General features: G+C 68.1%; 16 protein-coding genes. 4 read left to right on the forward strand and 12 right to left on the reverse strand.

The annotated features are described in order from the left end of the window. The first annotated feature begins 82 nt into the window (after positions 1-82). The 3 genes from VGT00_09385 to VGT00_09395 all read left to right on the forward strand — a co-directional run bounded on the left by VGT00_09385 (position 83) and on the right by VGT00_09395 (position 3,448). Positions 83-1,231 carry a lipocalin-like domain-containing protein gene (locus tag VGT00_09385; protein ID HEV8531617.1) on the forward strand — a complete coding sequence of 383 codons (1,149 nt, stop codon included), beginning with the start codon at positions 83-85 and terminating at the stop codon, positions 1,229-1,231. 35 nt (positions 1,232-1,266) lie between these two features. Beyond that, positions 1,267-2,310 carry a zinc-binding dehydrogenase gene (locus tag VGT00_09390; protein HEV8531618.1) on the forward strand — a complete coding sequence of 348 codons (1,044 nt, stop codon included), beginning with the start codon at positions 1,267-1,269 and terminating at the stop codon, positions 2,308-2,310. A gap of 232 nt (positions 2,311-2,542) precedes the next feature. Further along, positions 2,543-3,448 carry an ABC transporter substrate-binding protein gene (locus VGT00_09395; GenBank protein HEV8531619.1) on the forward strand — a complete coding sequence of 302 codons (906 nt, stop codon included), beginning with the start codon at positions 2,543-2,545 and terminating at the stop codon, positions 3,446-3,448. A 93-nt stretch (positions 3,449-3,541) separates the two neighbouring features. Here VGT00_09395 and VGT00_09400 read toward each other — a convergent pair whose 3' ends face one another. From VGT00_09400 to VGT00_09455, 12 genes are all read right to left on the reverse strand, one after another. After that, on the reverse strand, positions 3,542-3,967 hold the full coding sequence (locus VGT00_09400) for a hypothetical protein (protein HEV8531620.1): 426 nt from the start codon (positions 3,965-3,967) through the stop codon (positions 3,542-3,544). Between the two features lie 16 nt (positions 3,968-3,983). Further along, positions 3,984-5,111 (reverse strand): acetoin utilization protein AcuC, encoded by a 1,128-nt coding sequence (locus VGT00_09405; GenBank protein HEV8531621.1) that lies wholly within the window; start codon positions 5,109-5,111, stop codon positions 3,984-3,986. After that, the gene (gene moaC / locus VGT00_09410; GenBank protein HEV8531622.1) at positions 5,108-5,617 is read right to left on the reverse strand and encodes a cyclic pyranopterin monophosphate synthase MoaC; all 510 of its coding nucleotides are present in this window, start codon (positions 5,615-5,617) and stop codon (positions 5,108-5,110) included. The genes VGT00_09405 and moaC overlap by 4 nt, the downstream gene beginning before the upstream one ends. Positions 5,618-5,643: 26 nt before the next feature. Next, on the reverse strand, positions 5,644-5,874 hold the full coding sequence (locus VGT00_09415) for a DUF465 domain-containing protein (protein HEV8531623.1): 231 nt from the start codon (positions 5,872-5,874) through the stop codon (positions 5,644-5,646). Between the two features lie 67 nt (positions 5,875-5,941). After that, positions 5,942-7,045 (reverse strand): ABC transporter ATP-binding protein, encoded by a 1,104-nt coding sequence (locus VGT00_09420; GenBank protein HEV8531624.1) that lies wholly within the window; start codon positions 7,043-7,045, stop codon positions 5,942-5,944. Further along, the gene (locus VGT00_09425; protein ID HEV8531625.1) at positions 7,042-8,166 is read right to left on the reverse strand and encodes an ATP-binding cassette domain-containing protein; all 1,125 of its coding nucleotides are present in this window, start codon (positions 8,164-8,166) and stop codon (positions 7,042-7,044) included. The genes VGT00_09420 and VGT00_09425 overlap by 4 nt, the downstream gene beginning before the upstream one ends. A 1-nt stretch (position 8,167) precedes the next feature. Continuing rightward, positions 8,168-8,821, reverse strand: a complete 654-nt coding sequence (gene modB, locus VGT00_09430; GenBank protein ID HEV8531626.1) for a molybdate ABC transporter permease subunit — start codon at positions 8,819-8,821, stop codon at positions 8,168-8,170. 6 nt (positions 8,822-8,827) lie between these two features. Further along, a complete protein-coding gene (gene modA, locus VGT00_09435) occupies positions 8,828-9,592 on the reverse strand; it encodes a molybdate ABC transporter substrate-binding protein (protein ID HEV8531627.1) in 765 nt (254 codons plus the stop codon). A gap of 31 nt (positions 9,593-9,623) precedes the next feature. After that, positions 9,624-10,319 (reverse strand): ABC transporter permease, encoded by a 696-nt coding sequence (locus VGT00_09440; protein ID HEV8531628.1) that lies wholly within the window; start codon positions 10,317-10,319, stop codon positions 9,624-9,626. 17 nt (positions 10,320-10,336) lie between these two features. Further along, the gene (locus tag VGT00_09445; GenBank protein ID HEV8531629.1) at positions 10,337-11,173 is read right to left on the reverse strand and encodes a substrate-binding domain-containing protein; all 837 of its coding nucleotides are present in this window, start codon (positions 11,171-11,173) and stop codon (positions 10,337-10,339) included. A gap of 9 nt (positions 11,174-11,182) precedes the next feature. Further along, positions 11,183-12,778, reverse strand: a complete 1,596-nt coding sequence (locus VGT00_09450) for a D-aminoacylase (protein HEV8531630.1) — start codon at positions 12,776-12,778, stop codon at positions 11,183-11,185. A 2-nt stretch (positions 12,779-12,780) separates the two neighbouring features. Continuing rightward, on the reverse strand, positions 12,781-13,194 hold the full coding sequence (locus VGT00_09455) for a peptidylprolyl isomerase (protein HEV8531631.1): 414 nt from the start codon (positions 13,192-13,194) through the stop codon (positions 12,781-12,783). 244 nt (positions 13,195-13,438) lie between these two features. Here VGT00_09455 and typA point away from each other — a divergent pair. Then, positions 13,439-15,211: translational GTPase TypA (gene typA / locus VGT00_09460; GenBank protein ID HEV8531632.1), on the forward strand; the 1,773-nt coding region annotated here is incomplete at its 3' end.

A 15,211-nucleotide genomic window follows, 5' to 3' on the forward strand; every position in this document is an offset into this window, starting at 1 on the left:
CTGGCCGTGGGCGCGGCGCTCCTGGCCGGCCTCTATCCGGCGCGCCGCATGGCCCGGGCCCAGGCCGCCGAGGCATTGCGCGATGAGTAGGCGCGCGCTCGTGCTCTCGACGCTGCTCATCGCGCTCGCGCTGGGGGGCATAGTCGCCGTGAGAGGCGAGCGCCGCACGCCCATCGCGGCCCATCTCACCGTCGCGGAGGCGCTCTCCTCGGGCGATCTCACCGGCTTCGCGCTCGCCGAGGCGCCCCGGCCTTTCACCTTCCCGCGTGACCACGGGCCACATCCCGCGTTCCGCACCGAGTGGTGGTACTGGACGGGCAATCTCGCCACGCCCGATGGGCGTCGCTTCGGCTTCCAGCTCACCTTCTTCAGGACGGCGCTCACGGCGGAAGCCCCGGCGCGGGGCTCGGCATGGAGAACCAACCAGGTCTATCTCGCCCATTTCGCGGTGACGGATGTAGCGGGCGGCCGCTTCCGGGCCTGGGGTCGCACTGAGCGCTTCGCCCTGGGAATGGCGGGCGCCCAGTCCGAGCCATTCCGCGTCTGGCTCGACGACTGGGAAGCGCGAGGCGAAGGCGCGACGGGCCTGCCCGTGCGGCTGCGCGCGACGGAGGGCGACACCGCCATCGACCTCACCCTCGACGGCGGCAAGCCCGTGGTGCTTCAGGGTGACCGCGGTCTGAGCCGCAAGGGCCCGGAGCGGGGCAATGCGTCCTACTACTACTCGCTGACGCGCATGCCCGCCCGCGGCGCGGTCACGGTGGGCGGCCAGCGCTTCGAGGTGACCGGCCTGGCCTGGATGGACCGCGAATGGAGCACGAGCGCGCTGGGCGCCGAGCTCGCGGGCTGGGACTGGATCGCGCTACAGCTGGCGGACGGCCGCGACCTCATGTTCTACCGGCTGCGCCGGAAGGATGGCGAGGCGGATCGCTTCAGCGCGGGAACGATCGTGGACTCCGCCGGCGGCGCGCGGGCCTTGAGCCTCGACGAGGTAAGGCTCGAGCCCGTGGGCGCGTGGACAAGCCCGCGGAGCGGCGCCCGCTATCCCGCGCGCTGGCGGCTCCGCATGCCCGAGCTCACCCTCGAGCTCGAGGTGACGCCGATCCTGGCCGATCAGGAGCTCGACGTGGGCACGCGCTACTGGGAGGGCGCCGTCACGGTGTCCGGTGCCGAGCGAGGTCGGACGGTGTCTGGCCGTGGCTATCTCGAGATGGTAGGCTACGGCCCCTAGCGGCTCATCGGACATTCAAAGGAGGGCCCCCACTCATGCGCGGCGTTGTTTTTCTCGGAGAGCGGAAGCTCGAGCTCAAGGAATTTCCCGATCCCACGCCCGGACCGGGAGAGGCCGTCATCGCCATCAAAGCGTCGGGAATGTGCGGCAGCGATCTCCATCCCTATCGCGCCGCGGGCAATGCCGCGGCCGCGCTGGGGCTCGGGACCGGCGGCCCCGTCATCGGCGGGCATGAGCCCTGCGGCGTGGTAGCGGCCCTCGGGCCCGGCGTGGCCGCGGATTTCGCGCCTGTGGGCAGCCGCGTGATGAACCACCACTACAAGGGCTGCGGGCGCTGCAAGCACTGTCGCGTCGGCTGGTCCCAGCTCTGCCGCGCCGGGATCACGGTATACGGCATGACCGGGCATGGCGGGCACGCCCCGTTCATGAAGGTGCCGGCCTTCACCCTGGTGCCTCTGGCCGATGAGCTCTCCTTCGAGGAGGGCGCAGCCATTTCCTGCGGCACGGGCACGGCCTATGGCGCCCTCAAGCGCATCGACGTCTCGGGGCGCGACACCCTCGCCGTCTTCGGTCAGGGACCCGTGGGACTGTCCGCCACGCTGCTCGGCCGGGCCATGGGCGCGCGGGTGATCGCCGTCGACGTCTCGCCCGAGCGCCTCAAGCTGGCCAAGGAGTTCGGCGCGGACGAGGTCGTGAACTCGAAGGAGGCCGACCCCGTCAAGACCATCCACGAGCTGACTCACGGCGAAGGCGCCGAGTGCACCATGGACTGCACCGGTGTGGCCGAGGCGCGCGTGGCCGCGGTCCGGAGCGCGGGGACATGGGGGCGGGTCTGCTTCGTGGGTGAAGGCGGCACCACCACCTTCGACATCAGCCAGCACATGCTACGGCGCCAGCTGACCATCCACGCCTCGTGGACCTTCAGCGCCATGGGCCAGGCCGAGTGCGCGCGCTTCATCGTGGACCGGAAGATCCCGCTGAAGAAGATCTTCACGCACCGCTTCAAGCTGGAGGAGGCCGACCAGGCCTATCGACTCTTCGACACGCAGACAACAGGAAAGGGCGTCTTCCTGTTCTAGCTGAGAGCACGCAGCGCTCGCGCGGCCTCGCAATCCCGACGTCGCTGCTGCCGTGGGCGGATCAGGTGATCGACTGATGACGACCGTAACACGCACTAGATCTTTCACAGGATCCGGCAGCGCCGATTCGACGCCTCTGATCGCGGGCGAACAGTTTGTGGGCCGACGCGCGGTGCTCATCGGCCTCCTAACGGCACTGCTACCGTCGCCTACGTACGCGCAGAAGACACCGATGCCGCCTCGCATCGGCTGGCTGTCTGCGGGATCGGAGCCCGATCCATTCCTTGACGGATTTCGCGAAGGTCTGCGCAAGCTGGGCTACGTCGAGGGTCAGAACGTCGTCCTCCAGATTCGACACGCTCACGGAGACTTGGAGGCCCTGCGCGCAGGAGCGGCGGAGTTGGCACAGGCAAACGTCATCGTGATCGTCGCCAGTCTCACGGCGGTCCGGGCGGCACGGGCGATCAAGGACATTCCAATCGTCTTCGTCATAAGCGGTGATCCGATCGAGGCAGGCCTTGCCAAGAGCTTCTCGCGGCCCGGTGGCAACCTCACCGGCAGCACCTTCCTTTCGCTCGAAATTGCGGGCAAGCGAGTGGAACTGCTCAAGCAAGCCGTTCCTCACCTACGCTCGCTTGTCGCGTTGTCAAATACCGACCATCCCGGGGAGAAGTCCGAGCTCCACGCCACCGAGGCTGCTGCTCAGATGCTCCGGATCAACCTCATCTATGTTGCGTTCTCGCAGTCCCCGTTCGGAGCAAGCCCAGAGCTCGACAAGGCGCTTGAGACCGTTCGACGGGCACAGCCGGACGCGATGGTCGTCTTCCCTGAAGGTGCGACGATGGCGAACCGCGCCAAGCTTGCGAACTACGCCATTGCCCAGCGACTGCCGGCGATGTTTGGCTGGAGCGAGTATGCCGAGGCGGGAGGGTTGATGAGCTATGGAGCGAGTCAGCGCGACGCGCATGCGCGGCTCGCTAGCTATGCCGACAAGATTCTCAAGGGTGCCAAGCCGGGCGACCTTCCCATTGAGCAGCCGACGAAATTCGAGCTCGTCATCAATCTGAAGACCGCGAAAGCCCTCAGCCTGACGATCCCGCCATCGCTCCTGCTGCGGGCGGACAAGGTGATCGAGTGAGCGGACGGCTGCCCAATGCTAGTTAGGCTTCGCACAGACGCCTGAGATGCAGTGGAGCCCATCTAACAGCGTGACGGAGGTGGGCGTCGAAGTTTAGCGCGTAGTGCGGTCGCGGCGGGTCAGCATGGACGCGGCCGCCAGCAGCATGCCCAGGATGGTGGCCGCGCTTCTGTATAGCTTTCGCCGCCGCGACCGGTCGAGCGTCTCCCAGCCGACGGCGCCCGAACCGTCCTGCTCGATGAGCCAGAACCGCGGCTCCAGCCTCGCGTCCTCCACGACCCGGCTGACATTGCCGGTGGCGCCGCCGCCCGTCTTGTAGGTCACGGTCAGCGTGGAGCCGGCGGGCGGACGCAGCCCGCGCGAGCCGTCACCGAACCGCACCTCTGTCGTCCCGTCGTCCTCGGTCGAGACCGTGTAGACCCGATCCTCGGGACCGACGCGCTTCAGGCTCGCCACGCGCGTCCAGGCCGCGCCGTCCACCGCCACCGTGATCTCGGGGTCATGTCGCCGGGAAGCCATGCACGATCCGCCGGAGCTAGAGCCCGTGAAGGGGAAAGATGTGCTCGCGGATCATCTGGACCTGTCGCATGGCGAACTCCTCGGCCCAGTGCCGCGTGTCGGGGGGCAGGTCCATCGGCTCGTCCCACAGGCGCATCTGCTTGAGGCCATGCCGAGCGAGGTCTTTGTGGCAGGGTCGCGGAATCTCGGCCGACAGCTCCACGCCGTTCATGGCGGCCCAGGCGGCCGTCCACGCGCGCGCGACGTTCGGTAGATCATAGCCGCCGCCGCCCAGGGCCACCACGCGCGGGGCAAACTCGAGCAGCCGCGCCACGATCTTGGTGAACCCCTGCACCGTCCACGCGAGGTGGGTGAGCGGATCGGTGCGGTGGGAGTCTATGCCGAGCTGGAGCACGAGGGCGTCGGGGGCGAAGGCCCGCAAGAGCGGCGGCACCACGGCTTCGAAGGCGGGCACATACACCGCGTCGTCCGTGTAGGGCTGCAGGGGCAGATTGACGGAGTAGCCGAGCCCCTCGCCCTCGCCGATCTCCTCGACGAAGCCCGTGCCCGGGAAAAGCCGGTCGCCGCGCTCGTGGCTGGAAAACGTCAGCACGTTCGGGTCGCCATAGAAGGCGAACTGCACGCCATCGCCGTGATGGGCATCGATGTCGACATAGGCGATCTTCCAGTTCTTGCGCCGCAGGGCCTGGATGGCGAGCACCGCATCGTTGACGTAGCAGAAGCCCGAGGCGCGCTCCGGCATCGCGTGATGCAGCCCGCCCGCGAAGTGGAAGGCCCGCGTCGCTTCGCCGTCCAGCACGAGCCGAGCGGCCAGGAGCGAGCCCCCCGCCGTGAGCTGCGCCGCCTCCCAGAGGCCGGGAAAGATCGGGTTGTCACCGGCCCCGAGCCCAAAGCGGGCGGCCTGCGGCACCCATTCTCCGCCGCTCACGGCCCGGAGAACCTCCACGTACTCCGGCGTATGGAAGCTCGTGATCGCCTCCACGGAGGCCGGCTCCGGCGTCAGAACTTTGAGCTTGGGGCCCGCCGTGAGGCCATAGGCCTCCATGAGCCGCCAGGTCAGGCCCAGCCGCTCCATGCGCAGCGGATGCTCCGGCCCGTAGTCGAAGCGCCGCCACTCCTCTGAATGGATGAGCGCGGTCTTCATGCCTTCTTCCGCCGCCACACCCCGGACTTGCCGCCCGATTTCTCGACGAGGCAGAGACCCGTCATCACCACGCCCCGATCGATGGCCTTGACCATGTCGTAGACGGTGAGGCCGGCCACCGCGGCGGCCGTGAGCGCCTCCATCTCGACGCCCGTCTTGTCCACCGTGCGCACACGGGTCTCGATGGTCAGGATGGAGCGCTTGTCGTCAGGGGTGAAGCTGACGGTGACGCCGGTGATGCGGAGGGGATGGCAGAGGGGAATCAGATCAGGGGTGCGCTTGGCCGCCATGATGCCGGCCGTGCGCGCCACGCCCAAGACATCGCCCTTGGCGAGGCCGCCCGCGCGGATGGCCGCGAGGGTGGCCGGCCGCATCTTTAGCACCACGCGGGCGACCGCCTCGCGGGCGGTCTCCGACTTGGGTGATACGTCGACCATCCGAGCCTCGCCAGACGGGCTCAAGTGGGAGAGGCCGCGAAAGCCCGGCGCCTCCCGGGACGGCGACATGGAGAAGCTGGCTCAGCCGCTCCGGGTCAGGCGTGCGCCGCGTCGCGCGCGTGTCGGATGATGGACTCCATCCGATCCTTGCCCATGAGCTTGAGCTTCTTGAGCTCGCTGACGCGCCATTGCTGGTCTGCCGTGAGGAACCCGCGGCTATTGAGGTCGGCCAGCTCCTGCTTGTACTTTGCGTGGTCTTCCTGGAGCTTGCGAAACTCGGGGTTCTCGACGACGAGACGCTCGATCAGCGGTTCCAGATCGGCCATTGGGACCTCCTGTGCGGTGAGGTTGCGGCCGTAGTGCTCCGTTTATACTCTCCGAGCGTTTTCGCTGTCAAGGGTTGCGGCGAAGCAAAAGATGAGGGGCGGTGGCCTTGAACTGCACGGTCACCTCGACCCCTTCGCCCAGGCCCAATTCCTCCACGGCACGGTGCGTCACGAGCGCCGTGAGAGGAAAGCCACAGTCAACGGCGACACGCACATGGAGCCCCACGGGATAGAGGCGGGCCACCGCGCCCTTGAGTCGATTGGGCGGCAGCGAGGCCCCGGGCGGAGGCGTGCCCGTCTTGAGCGTGACATCCTCGGCGCGAAGGCAGAGACGCGCCTCCTCGCCCGGCTCGACGGGCGGCTCGACCTCCTGCCTCACCTCCATGACCTGCCCTCCCACCTCGACGGTGGACACCCCATCTCGCGACGAGAGAATCCGGCAGCCCACCACGGTCTCGATGCCCACGAAGCGCGCGACCGCCTCTGACCCGGGCGCGCGGAAGACGCGCGAGGTGCTGTCGAGCTGGACGAGGCGGCCCTCGAAGAGCACGCCGACCCGATCGGCCAGGACCATGGCCTCTTCGTGATCATGAGTCACCAGGACGGTGGTGATGCGCTCGGCGCGGAGCACGCGTCCCAGGTCATCGATCAAGCTTTCCCGCGTGGGCGCGTCGAGGGCCGAGAACGGCTCGTCGAGCAGCAGGAGCTCGGGCTCGACCACGAGGGCCCGCGCCAGGGCCGCCCGCTGCGCCTCTCCGCCCGAGAGCGTCCGCGCCTGGCGCGTGGCCAGGGCGGCGATCTCGAAGCGCGTCAGCCAGCGCGCGACTTGTGCCGCGATGCGCTCGCGGTCCGCGCCGCGAAAGCGCAGACCCATCGCGACATTGTCGAAGACGGTCGCGTCGGCGAGCAATGGCTCCTGGAAGACGCTGGCCATGCGCCGTCTGACCGCGAGCCCCTGCGCCGCCGTCACCGGCAAGCCCTGAAAGCGTACCGTCCCCGCCGCCGGCGCCTCGAGGGCGCCCATGACGCGGAGCAGGCTCGACTTGCCGGCGCCATTGGGGCCGATCACGCTCAGCACCTCGCCCGTCAGCACGGTGAGGGCGGGCACGTCGAGCACCACGCGGCCTCCACGCTCGACGCGGATCCCGGCAAGCTCGACGACAGGATTCATGCCGAGGGCAGGACGTGGATGGAGCCGCGGTGGATGCTGAGCTGCCAGCGGCGGTCTCGATTGATGTCGAGAATCTCGTAGACGAGACGTGGCACCTCGATCTCGAGGTCATGGTCGCCCTGGGCGGGCCGTCCCGGGACGTCGAGCTTGAAGTAGAGCGTCCAGGTCGTGCCGAAATCGGCCTCCCCGACGATGTGACCGGACATGAGATTCATGTGGTGACCCGGGTCAGGGGTGACCCGGTCCTTGCGAATCAGGCGCACGTACTCCGGCCGTATGAAGAAGGCGAGCGGGCTCTCCGGCGCGGGCAGGTAGGAGCGCGTGGGCGAATTGACCGCCTCCAGCAGCTGGTCGCGCCAGCGAAACTGGATGCGGTCGGCCGTGGCCTTGAGCACGGTGCCGTGGAGCACGTTGCGGATGCCCACGATGCGCGCCACGCTCTCCGAGGCCGGCTGCCACAAGAGCTCGGCGCGCGGCGCGGCCTGGATGACGCGACCGTCCTCGTACACCACGATGCGGTCACCCAGCCGGTACGCTTCGGTGAAGTCGTGGGTGACGAGCACGGCGGCCATGCGCCACTCCGTGAGCACGGCGCGGAGGTCATCTCTGAGCGCCTGGCGCAGGGGCAGGTCGAGGGCCGACAGCGGCTCGTCGAGGAGAAGCAGCGCAGGATCCGGTGCGAGGGCGCGCCCGAGAGCCACCCGCTGCTGCTGGCCGCCCGAGAGCTCCCGCGGTCGTCGCGAGGCCAGATCGGCCAGGCCGAGGCGCTCCAGCACTTCCCGCGTGCGACGACGGCGTGCCGATCCGCTCAGGTGGCGAAGCCCGTAGGCGACATTGTCGCGGACCGAGAGATGCGGGAAGAGGGCATAGCCCTGGAAGACATAGCCGAGCCGGCGCTCTTGCGTCGGGACATCTATGCCGCGCTCGCCGTCGAAGAAGACCGTGCCGTTGACGACGATGCGTCCGCTGTCGGGCCGGATGAGCCCGGCCAGGCATTGCAGCGTCAGCGTCTTGCCCGCCCCCGAGGGGCCAAAGAGGGTGACGACCTCGTCCCCCGCCACCCAGCTCACATCAAGCGTGAAGCCCGGCAGAGATTTTCGGACCTCGAGAGAGAGGGCCACCTCAGAACCTCAGGCGCGCGAGGCGCCCGAGCCCCATCAGGAGCAGCGCCACGGTGGCCACGGCGATGAGCGAGAGGGTATTGGCCTCGGCCATGCGGTTGGACTGGACGAGGTCATAGATGGCGAGCGGTGTGGTCTGGGTCAGCCCGGGAATGCTGCCCGCGACCATGAGCGTGATGCCGAAGTCGCCCAGGGCTCGACAGAATGCCAGGACGGTGCCGGCCATCACGGCACGCGACGCGAGAGGCAGCGTGATGGACCAGAAGACGCTCCACTCGGAGCGCCCCAGCGTGCGCGCGGCCTGCTCGAGCCGACGATCCACGGCCTCGAAGCCCGCCTGGGCCGCCTTGATGAAGAGCGCGCTCGAGCCCACCCAGGCCGCCAGCACGGCCGCCCGCCACGTGAAGGCCAGCTCGATCCCGGCGGCATCGAGCACGCGCCCGATGGCGCCCTGACGGCCGATCAGGACGAGAAGGTAGTAGCCGAGAACGGTCGGGGGCAGGACGAGCGGCAAGACCACCAGGGCCTCGGCCGCATCGCGGCCCGCGAATCGCTTGCGCGCCAGCACCCACGCGATGGGCAAGCCGGTGGCCAGGGTCAGAATCGTGGCGACCACCGACACCTTGAGGGAGAGCCAGAGCGGAAAGAGGTCCATTCCGACCTAGAACTCTCCGGGCAAGAGGAAGCCGTAGCGCTTCATGATGGGCCGGCCCTCGGGCCCATTGAGGAACTGGATGAAGGCCAGGCCGAGCTCCGGGCGCGGGCTCCGCTTGACCACCGCCGCTATCTGGTTGAGCGGCTTGTGGAGCTTCGGATCGATGGGCAAGTAACGCACATCGGGAACGCCGGCCACGGACAGCGCCACGATGCCCGCCTCCACCGCGCCCGTCTCGATGAACTGGAGCGCGTGGCGAATATTCTCGCCGTAGACGAGCTTGGGCTTCACGCGCTCCCACACGCCCACGCTCTCGAGGGCCTCCTGGGCGGCCCGGCCATAGGGGGCATGGGCCGGGTTGGCGATGGCTACGCGCCGCACCTCGGGCTTGAGCAGATCCGTGAGCTCGCGGGCAGCAAGTGCGGACTTCGTGGGCGTGGCCAGGACGATGCGGCCCTGGGCATAGAGCGCTCGCGTGGGGGGAATGACGGCGCCGGCCGCCTGCAGGTCGTCGATGAAGCTCTCGTTGGCGGCGAAGAAGACGTCTGCGGGGGCGCCGTGCTCGATCTGCTTGGCCAGGTTGCCCGTCGAGCCCATGACCAGGGTCACGCGCGCGCCTGTGGCCTTCTCGAAGAGCGGCTTGATCTCGCGAAAGGCCATGTCAAGGTCTGAGGCAGCATAGATGGTGATGGCGGGCGAGGCCGGCTGAGCCAGCACGCCAGGCCCGCCGGCCAGGACCAACGCAATGACGAGGAGGCTGATTCGTCTCATGCGCATGAGACCTCCAGTATAGCGGAGGGACTCAGGCGCGGCGCCCCTGCTGTATCCAGGTCAGCGCCCAGTTCACGAGAAACATCAGGAGCAGGAGGATCAGCGAGAGGGCGATGGCCGTGTCGAAGTTGCCCTTGCCCGTCTCGAGCACGGTGGCCGTGGTGAGCACGCGCGTCGAGCCCCTGATATTGCCGCCCACCATGAGCGAGGCGCCCACTTCCGAGATGACAGCGCCGAAGCCGGCCATGACGGCGGCCAGCATGGGCAGCCGCGCCTCCTTTAATAAGGTCCACACGAGCTGGGCCCGGGAGGCGCCCAGAGCGAGGAGCTGCAGGCGGAACCGCTCGGGCACCTGCTGGATGGCGGCCAGGGTGAGCCCCGTGACGATGGGCGCGGCGATGATGAGCTGGGCCAGGATCATGGCCGTGGGCGTGTAGAGCAGCTCCAGCCCGCCCAGCACGCCGTTGCGCCAGAGGACGATGGTCACGAAGAGACCCACCACCACGGGCGGCAGCCCCATGCCGGTATTGATCACGCTCACCACGAAACCGCGCCCCGGAAAGCGCGTGAGGGCCAGCACGGTGCCCACGGGGACGCCCAGCACGAGCGAGAGCAGGGTGGCCGTCGCGGAGACGCGAAGCGACAGCCACGTGATCTGCCACACCTGGCTGTCGCCGCCCGCGAGGAGCGTGAGCGCCTGGAGGAGGCCCTGGCCTATCAGCTCCATGGCAGCTCCATGGCCGGCTAGCGGAAATCGGCGTCCGTCTTGCCGGCGACCGGCACGAAGAGGGGCTGGCCGTACCTGTCCGCGCCGAAGGTCTTGATGACGGCTTGGGTTTCGGGGGCGAGCATGAAGTCGGCGAAGGCTTTCCCGCCCGCGCCATTCACGCGCGGGCCATTGGCGGGATTGACCTCCATCACCGAGTAGAGGTTGAGAAGCGGCTTGTCCTTCTCGACGAGCACGGGCAGGCTCACGCGCTTCTGGAAGGCGAGCCAGGTCCCGCGGTCCGCGAGCGTATAGGCCCGCCGGTCATCCGCGATGCCGAGGGTCTGACCCATGCCCTGCCCCGACTCGATATACCAGGGGGCCTCGGGTGCACTGCCGGGCGCGAGGCCCGCCTGTTTCCAGAGATCGAGCTCGAGGGCATGCGTGCCGGACTTGTCTCCGCGCGAGACGAACCGCGAGCGGCTCGCGGAGATTCGCTTCATGGCCTCCACGGCGCTCGCCAGCCCCTTGATCCGGGCGGGATCGTTCGCGGGCCCGATGATGACGAAGTCGTTGTACATGACGAGGCGCCGGTTGAGGAGCTTTCCCTCCTCGACGTACTTCCTCTCGACCGAGGGCGCGTGGGCGAGCGTGACATCGGCCTCGCCCCGGGCGGCGAGGGCCAGCGCTTGACCGGTCCCGACCGAGATCGTCTTGACGGTCAAGCCCGTCTTCTTCTCGAACATGGGCACGAGCACGTCGAGCAGTCCCGAGTCCTGCGTACTGGTGGTCGTGGCCAGGATGACGCTGGAGGACTGGGCCCACGCCGCTCCGGGCAGCGCCAGCATGGTCAGGACCAGCAAGAGCCGACGCATGCACTGCCTCTATCGCGTGAGCACGCGCCCGGCGGGGACGGCGTGATAGCGCGGACCGTCCACCACCACCTGCCCGTTGACGATCACGTAGGGAATGCCGACGGGATGCCGGTGCGGATCGGGGAAGGTCGCCTCGTCGCGCACCGTCTTGGGATCGAAGAGCGCGAGATCGGCGGCATGTCCCGTCTTGACGAGCCCGCGGTTCTTGAGCTGAAGCTTGGCCGCCGCCATGCCCGTCATCTTGTGCACGGCCTGCTCGAAGGAGAAGAGCCGCTTCTCCCGGCAATAGACGCCGAGGACGCGTGGGAAGGTCCCGTAGCTCCGCGGGTGCGGCTTGCCCGGATGCGGCCCCGGCCCGGCGTGGAGCGACAGCGAGTCGGAGCCGATCATGGTGTGGGGATCGGCGCTGGCGATGGCGACGTTTTCCTCGCTCTGGGAGAAGCCGATCATGCTGACGCCGGCGCCCTCCGAGAGGACGAGGTCCATCATGGCCTGGGCGGGCTCGCGACCCGTGAGGCGCGCGAGCTCGGCCAGGTTCTTGCCCGCGAGCTCCGGCTTGGAGCAGGTGGCGACCATGACTTCGTCCCAGCCATAGGAGCCCGAGCCCGTGCGCCAGCGCTCGCCGCTGATCAGACAATCGGCGACGGCGCGCCGGCGCGCCGCCGGATCGGCCAGCCGCTCGAGCAGCTTGGCGGTGCCCCCGCTGTGCATCCAGGGGGGAAGGAGATTGTCCATCTTGGTGCTGCCGGCGGGGTACGGATACACGTCGCCCGTGACGTCCACCCCCCGGGCGCGCGCATCGGAGATCATCCGGAGCGCCCGCTCCATCTTTCCCCAGTTCTCCCGGCCCGAGGCCTTGACGTGCGCGATCTGCAGCGGGACGCCGCCTTCCTCGCCGATGCGGATCGCTTCCTCGTAGGCCTTCTCGAGCGTCCCCGCCTCGCCCCGCACGTGGGAGAAGTACTGGCCGCCGCGCGGGGCCATGCTCTTGGCCAGCGCGATCAGCTCTTCCGTCGACCCGTACACGCTGGGCGCGTAGACGAGTCCCGTCGAATAGCCCCAGGCGCCCGCATCGAGGGCCTCGGCCAGGAGCGCTTCCATCTTCTTCTGCTCGTCCGGCGTGGCCGGCCGATCCTCGCTGCCCATCGCGGCGAGGCGAAGAGCTCCGTGTCCCACGAACTGGACGACATTGACCGACGTCCCGAGGCCGCGCAGGTGCTCGAGATACTCACCGAAGCTATGCCAGGTGACGCGCGGCTTGCTGCCTATCCCGCCGATCCAGTCGCGGATCTCGTCCTCGCGGCCCGGCGCGATGGGGCCAGGCGAGAAGCCGCACATGCCGACCACCTCGGTGGTCACGCCCTGGCGCACCTTGGATTCGGCGGCGGGACATGTCTGGTAGACGAGATCCGAGTGCGAGTGGATATCGATGAAGCCCGGGGCGACCATCAGGCCCTTGGCGTCGATGGTCCGCTGCGCCTGGCCCGCCAGAGCGGGACCGACGGCGGCTATCGTGTCGGCCTCGAGCGCCACGTCGGCCGCGACGCCCGGAGCGCCGCTGCCGTCGACGACGGTTCCGCCCTTGATCAGAACTGACCAGGCCATGGCTATGGGGCGTCGATGATCTTGACCGTCTTCATCTTGTCACCCTTCTTGATGCCATCGACGATGTTCATGCCGGAGACGACCTTGCCGAACACCGTGTACTTGCCGTCCAGGAAGTGCGCGGGGGCCAGGGTGATGTAGAACTGGCTGCCCGCGGAATCGGGATCCTGGCTCCGGGCCATGGCGAGCACGCCGCGCACGTGCTGCTGCTTGTTGAACTCGGCCTTGACCTTGTAGCCGGGGCCTCCGGTGCCGTCCCCCTTGGGGTCGCCCCCCTGGACCACGAAGTTCGGCTCGACGCGGTGGAAGGTCAACCCGTCATAGAAGCCCTTCTTGGCCAGCGTGACGAAGTTCTCCACCGTCTTGGGCGCGTCCGCGGGGAAGAACTCGATCTTGATCACGCCGCCCTTTTCCATGGTGATCTCGGCCGTCTGATTCACGCGCGAGGATCCTTTCTCGGTCTGTGCGGTTTTGGGGCCCTGGGCCCAGGCGCCCGTAGGCGCCGCGAGCGCGACGATGAGTGAAGCCAGCATCAGCTGTCGGATTCTCACGGGTGCACGCCTCCTCGAGCGGGGATAGAGCGTCATTATGCCCCGGCGTGAAGCTCCGGGCAAGGTCAACGCGCTGCGGCATTCGAAAAATCCGTGCTACAGTGAAAGCATGCAAGAGCGTCACGACATCCGCAACGTCGCCATCATCGCGCACGTCGACCACGGGAAAACCACGCTGGTCGACGCCATGCTCTGGCAATCCGGCATCTTTCGGGCCAATGAGCATGTGGTCGAGCGCGTCATGGATTCCATCGACCTCGAGCGCGAGAAGGGCATCACCATCATGGCCAAGAACACGTCCATTCATTACAAGGACGTGAAGATCAACATCGTGGACACCCCCGGCCACGCCGATTTCGGCGGCGAGGTGGAGCGGACGCTCACGCTCGTGGACGGCGTGCTCCTGCTCGTGGACGCGGCAGAAGGCCCCCTGCCCCAGACGCGCTTCGTGCTCAAGAAAGCGCTCGAGGCCGGGCTCACCCCCGTGGTCGTGATCAACAAGATCGACCGCCAGGACGCCCGAGCCCCCCAGGTGCTCGACGAGGTCTACGACCTCTTCATCGATCTCGAGGCGGCGGAGGACCAGCTGGATTTCCCTGTCCTCTACACCGACGCCCGCAAGGGCATCGCCAAGCTCTCTCTCGACGACGACTCGAAGACGCTGGCCCCCCTCTTCGACACGCTGGTCAAGACGATCCCGCCCCCCCGCTTCGATCCCGAGATGGGGCTCCAGTTCCGGGCCACCTCGCTGGACTGGGACGACTATGTCGGCCGGCTCGTGATCGGCCGCATCGTCAACGGCACGGTCCGCCAGTACGACCGGGTGGCCGTGGTGCACCGAGACGGCTCGACAGAGCCGGCCAAGATCACCGTGCTCTACGGCTACGAGGGACTCAAGCGGGTCGAGATCTCCGAGGCGACGGCGGGCGATCTGGTGGCCGTGGCCGGCACGGACAATGTCGAGATCGGCGAGACCCTCGCCGATGCCGAGAAGCCCGTGGCTCTCCCCGTCATGCACATCGACGAGCCCACGGTGTCCATGCTCTTCTCCTCGAACATCTCGCCCTTCTCGGGCAAGGAAGGCCGGTTCGTCACCTCTACCCAGCTCCGCGATCGGCTCTGGAAGGAGCGGCGGACCAATGTCGCCATCCGCGTCGAGGAGACCGACTCGCCTGATACGTTCCGCGTGTCCGGCCGAGGCGAGCTCCAGCTCGCCATCCTCATCGAGATGATGCGGCGCGAGGGCTTCGAGCTGGAAGTGAGCAAGCCCGAGATCATCACCAAGGAGGAGCGCGGCCAGACCCTCGAGCCCATGGAGCACCTGGTCGTGGACATCCCCGAGGAGTTCATCGGCGCGGTGACCCAGAAGCTCGGCCCCCGCAAGGGCGGGATGACCAAGATGGTCAATCACGGCACGGGCCGCGTCCGCCTCGAGTACCGCATCCCCTCCCGCGGCCTCATCGGCTACCGCTCGGAGTTCTTGACCGACACCCGCGGCACCGGCCTCCTCAACCATCTGTTCGACGGCTATGCCGAGTGGCAGGGCGATATCCCGCACCGGGCCAATGGCGCGCTCGTCTCCGACCGCACCGGCAGGACCACGTCGTACGCCATCGATCACCTCCAGCCGCGCGGCGAGCTCTTCGTGGGGCCGGGCGAAATGGTCTACGAGGGACAGATCGTCGGCGAGCACAACCGGGATACTGATCTCGACGTCAACATCACCAAGGAAAAGAAGCTGACGAACATGCGCGCGTCCACCTCGGACGAGGGCGTGCGCCTGACCCCGCCCCGCACCATGAACCTCGAGCAGTCCCTGGAGTGGGTCCGCGAGGACGAGCTCCTCGAGATCACCCCGAAGTCGCTCCGCCTGCGCAAGAAG

The sequence above is a fragment of the Candidatus Methylomirabilota bacterium genome, from assembly GCA_036002485.1.
Classification (GTDB): Bacteria; Methylomirabilota; Methylomirabilia; order Rokubacteriales; family CSP1-6; genus AR37.

What these genes read in the sequence shown, in the direction of transcription:
- VGT00_09385 (HEV8531617.1), top strand. Translation starts at nt 83, where the DNA reads ATGAGTAGGCGCGCGCTCGTGCTCTCGACGCTGCTCATCGCGCTCGCG.
- VGT00_09390 (HEV8531618.1), top strand. Translation starts at nt 1,267, where the DNA reads ATGCGCGGCGTTGTTTTTCTCGGAGAGCGGAAGCTCGAGCTCAAGGAA.
- VGT00_09395 (HEV8531619.1), top strand. Translation starts at nt 2,543, where the DNA reads ATGCCGCCTCGCATCGGCTGGCTGTCTGCGGGATCGGAGCCCGATCCA.
- VGT00_09400 (HEV8531620.1), bottom strand. Translation starts at nt 3,967, where the DNA reads ATGGCTTCCCGGCGACATGACCCCGAGATCACGGTGGCGGTGGACGGC.
- VGT00_09405 (HEV8531621.1), bottom strand. Translation starts at nt 5,111, where the DNA reads ATGAAGACCGCGCTCATCCATTCAGAGGAGTGGCGGCGCTTCGACTAC.
- moaC (HEV8531622.1), bottom strand. Translation starts at nt 5,617, where the DNA reads ATGTCGCCGTCCCGGGAGGCGCCGGGCTTTCGCGGCCTCTCCCACTTG.
- VGT00_09415 (HEV8531623.1), bottom strand. Translation starts at nt 5,874, where the DNA reads ATGGCCGATCTGGAACCGCTGATCGAGCGTCTCGTCGTCGAGAACCCC.
- VGT00_09420 (HEV8531624.1), bottom strand. Translation starts at nt 7,045, where the DNA reads ATGAATCCTGTCGTCGAGCTTGCCGGGATCCGCGTCGAGCGTGGAGGC.
- modB (HEV8531626.1), bottom strand. Translation starts at nt 8,821, where the DNA reads ATGGACCTCTTTCCGCTCTGGCTCTCCCTCAAGGTGTCGGTGGTCGCC.
- modA (HEV8531627.1), bottom strand. Translation starts at nt 9,592, where the DNA reads ATGAGACGAATCAGCCTCCTCGTCATTGCGTTGGTCCTGGCCGGCGGG.
- VGT00_09440 (HEV8531628.1), bottom strand. Translation starts at nt 10,319, where the DNA reads ATGGAGCTGATAGGCCAGGGCCTCCTCCAGGCGCTCACGCTCCTCGCG.
- VGT00_09445 (HEV8531629.1), bottom strand. Translation starts at nt 11,173, where the DNA reads ATGCGTCGGCTCTTGCTGGTCCTGACCATGCTGGCGCTGCCCGGAGCG.
- VGT00_09450 (HEV8531630.1), bottom strand. Translation starts at nt 12,778, where the DNA reads ATGGCCTGGTCAGTTCTGATCAAGGGCGGAACCGTCGTCGACGGCAGC.
- VGT00_09455 (HEV8531631.1), bottom strand. Translation starts at nt 13,194, where the DNA reads ATGGAAAAGGGCGGCGTGATCAAGATCGAGTTCTTCCCCGCGGACGCG.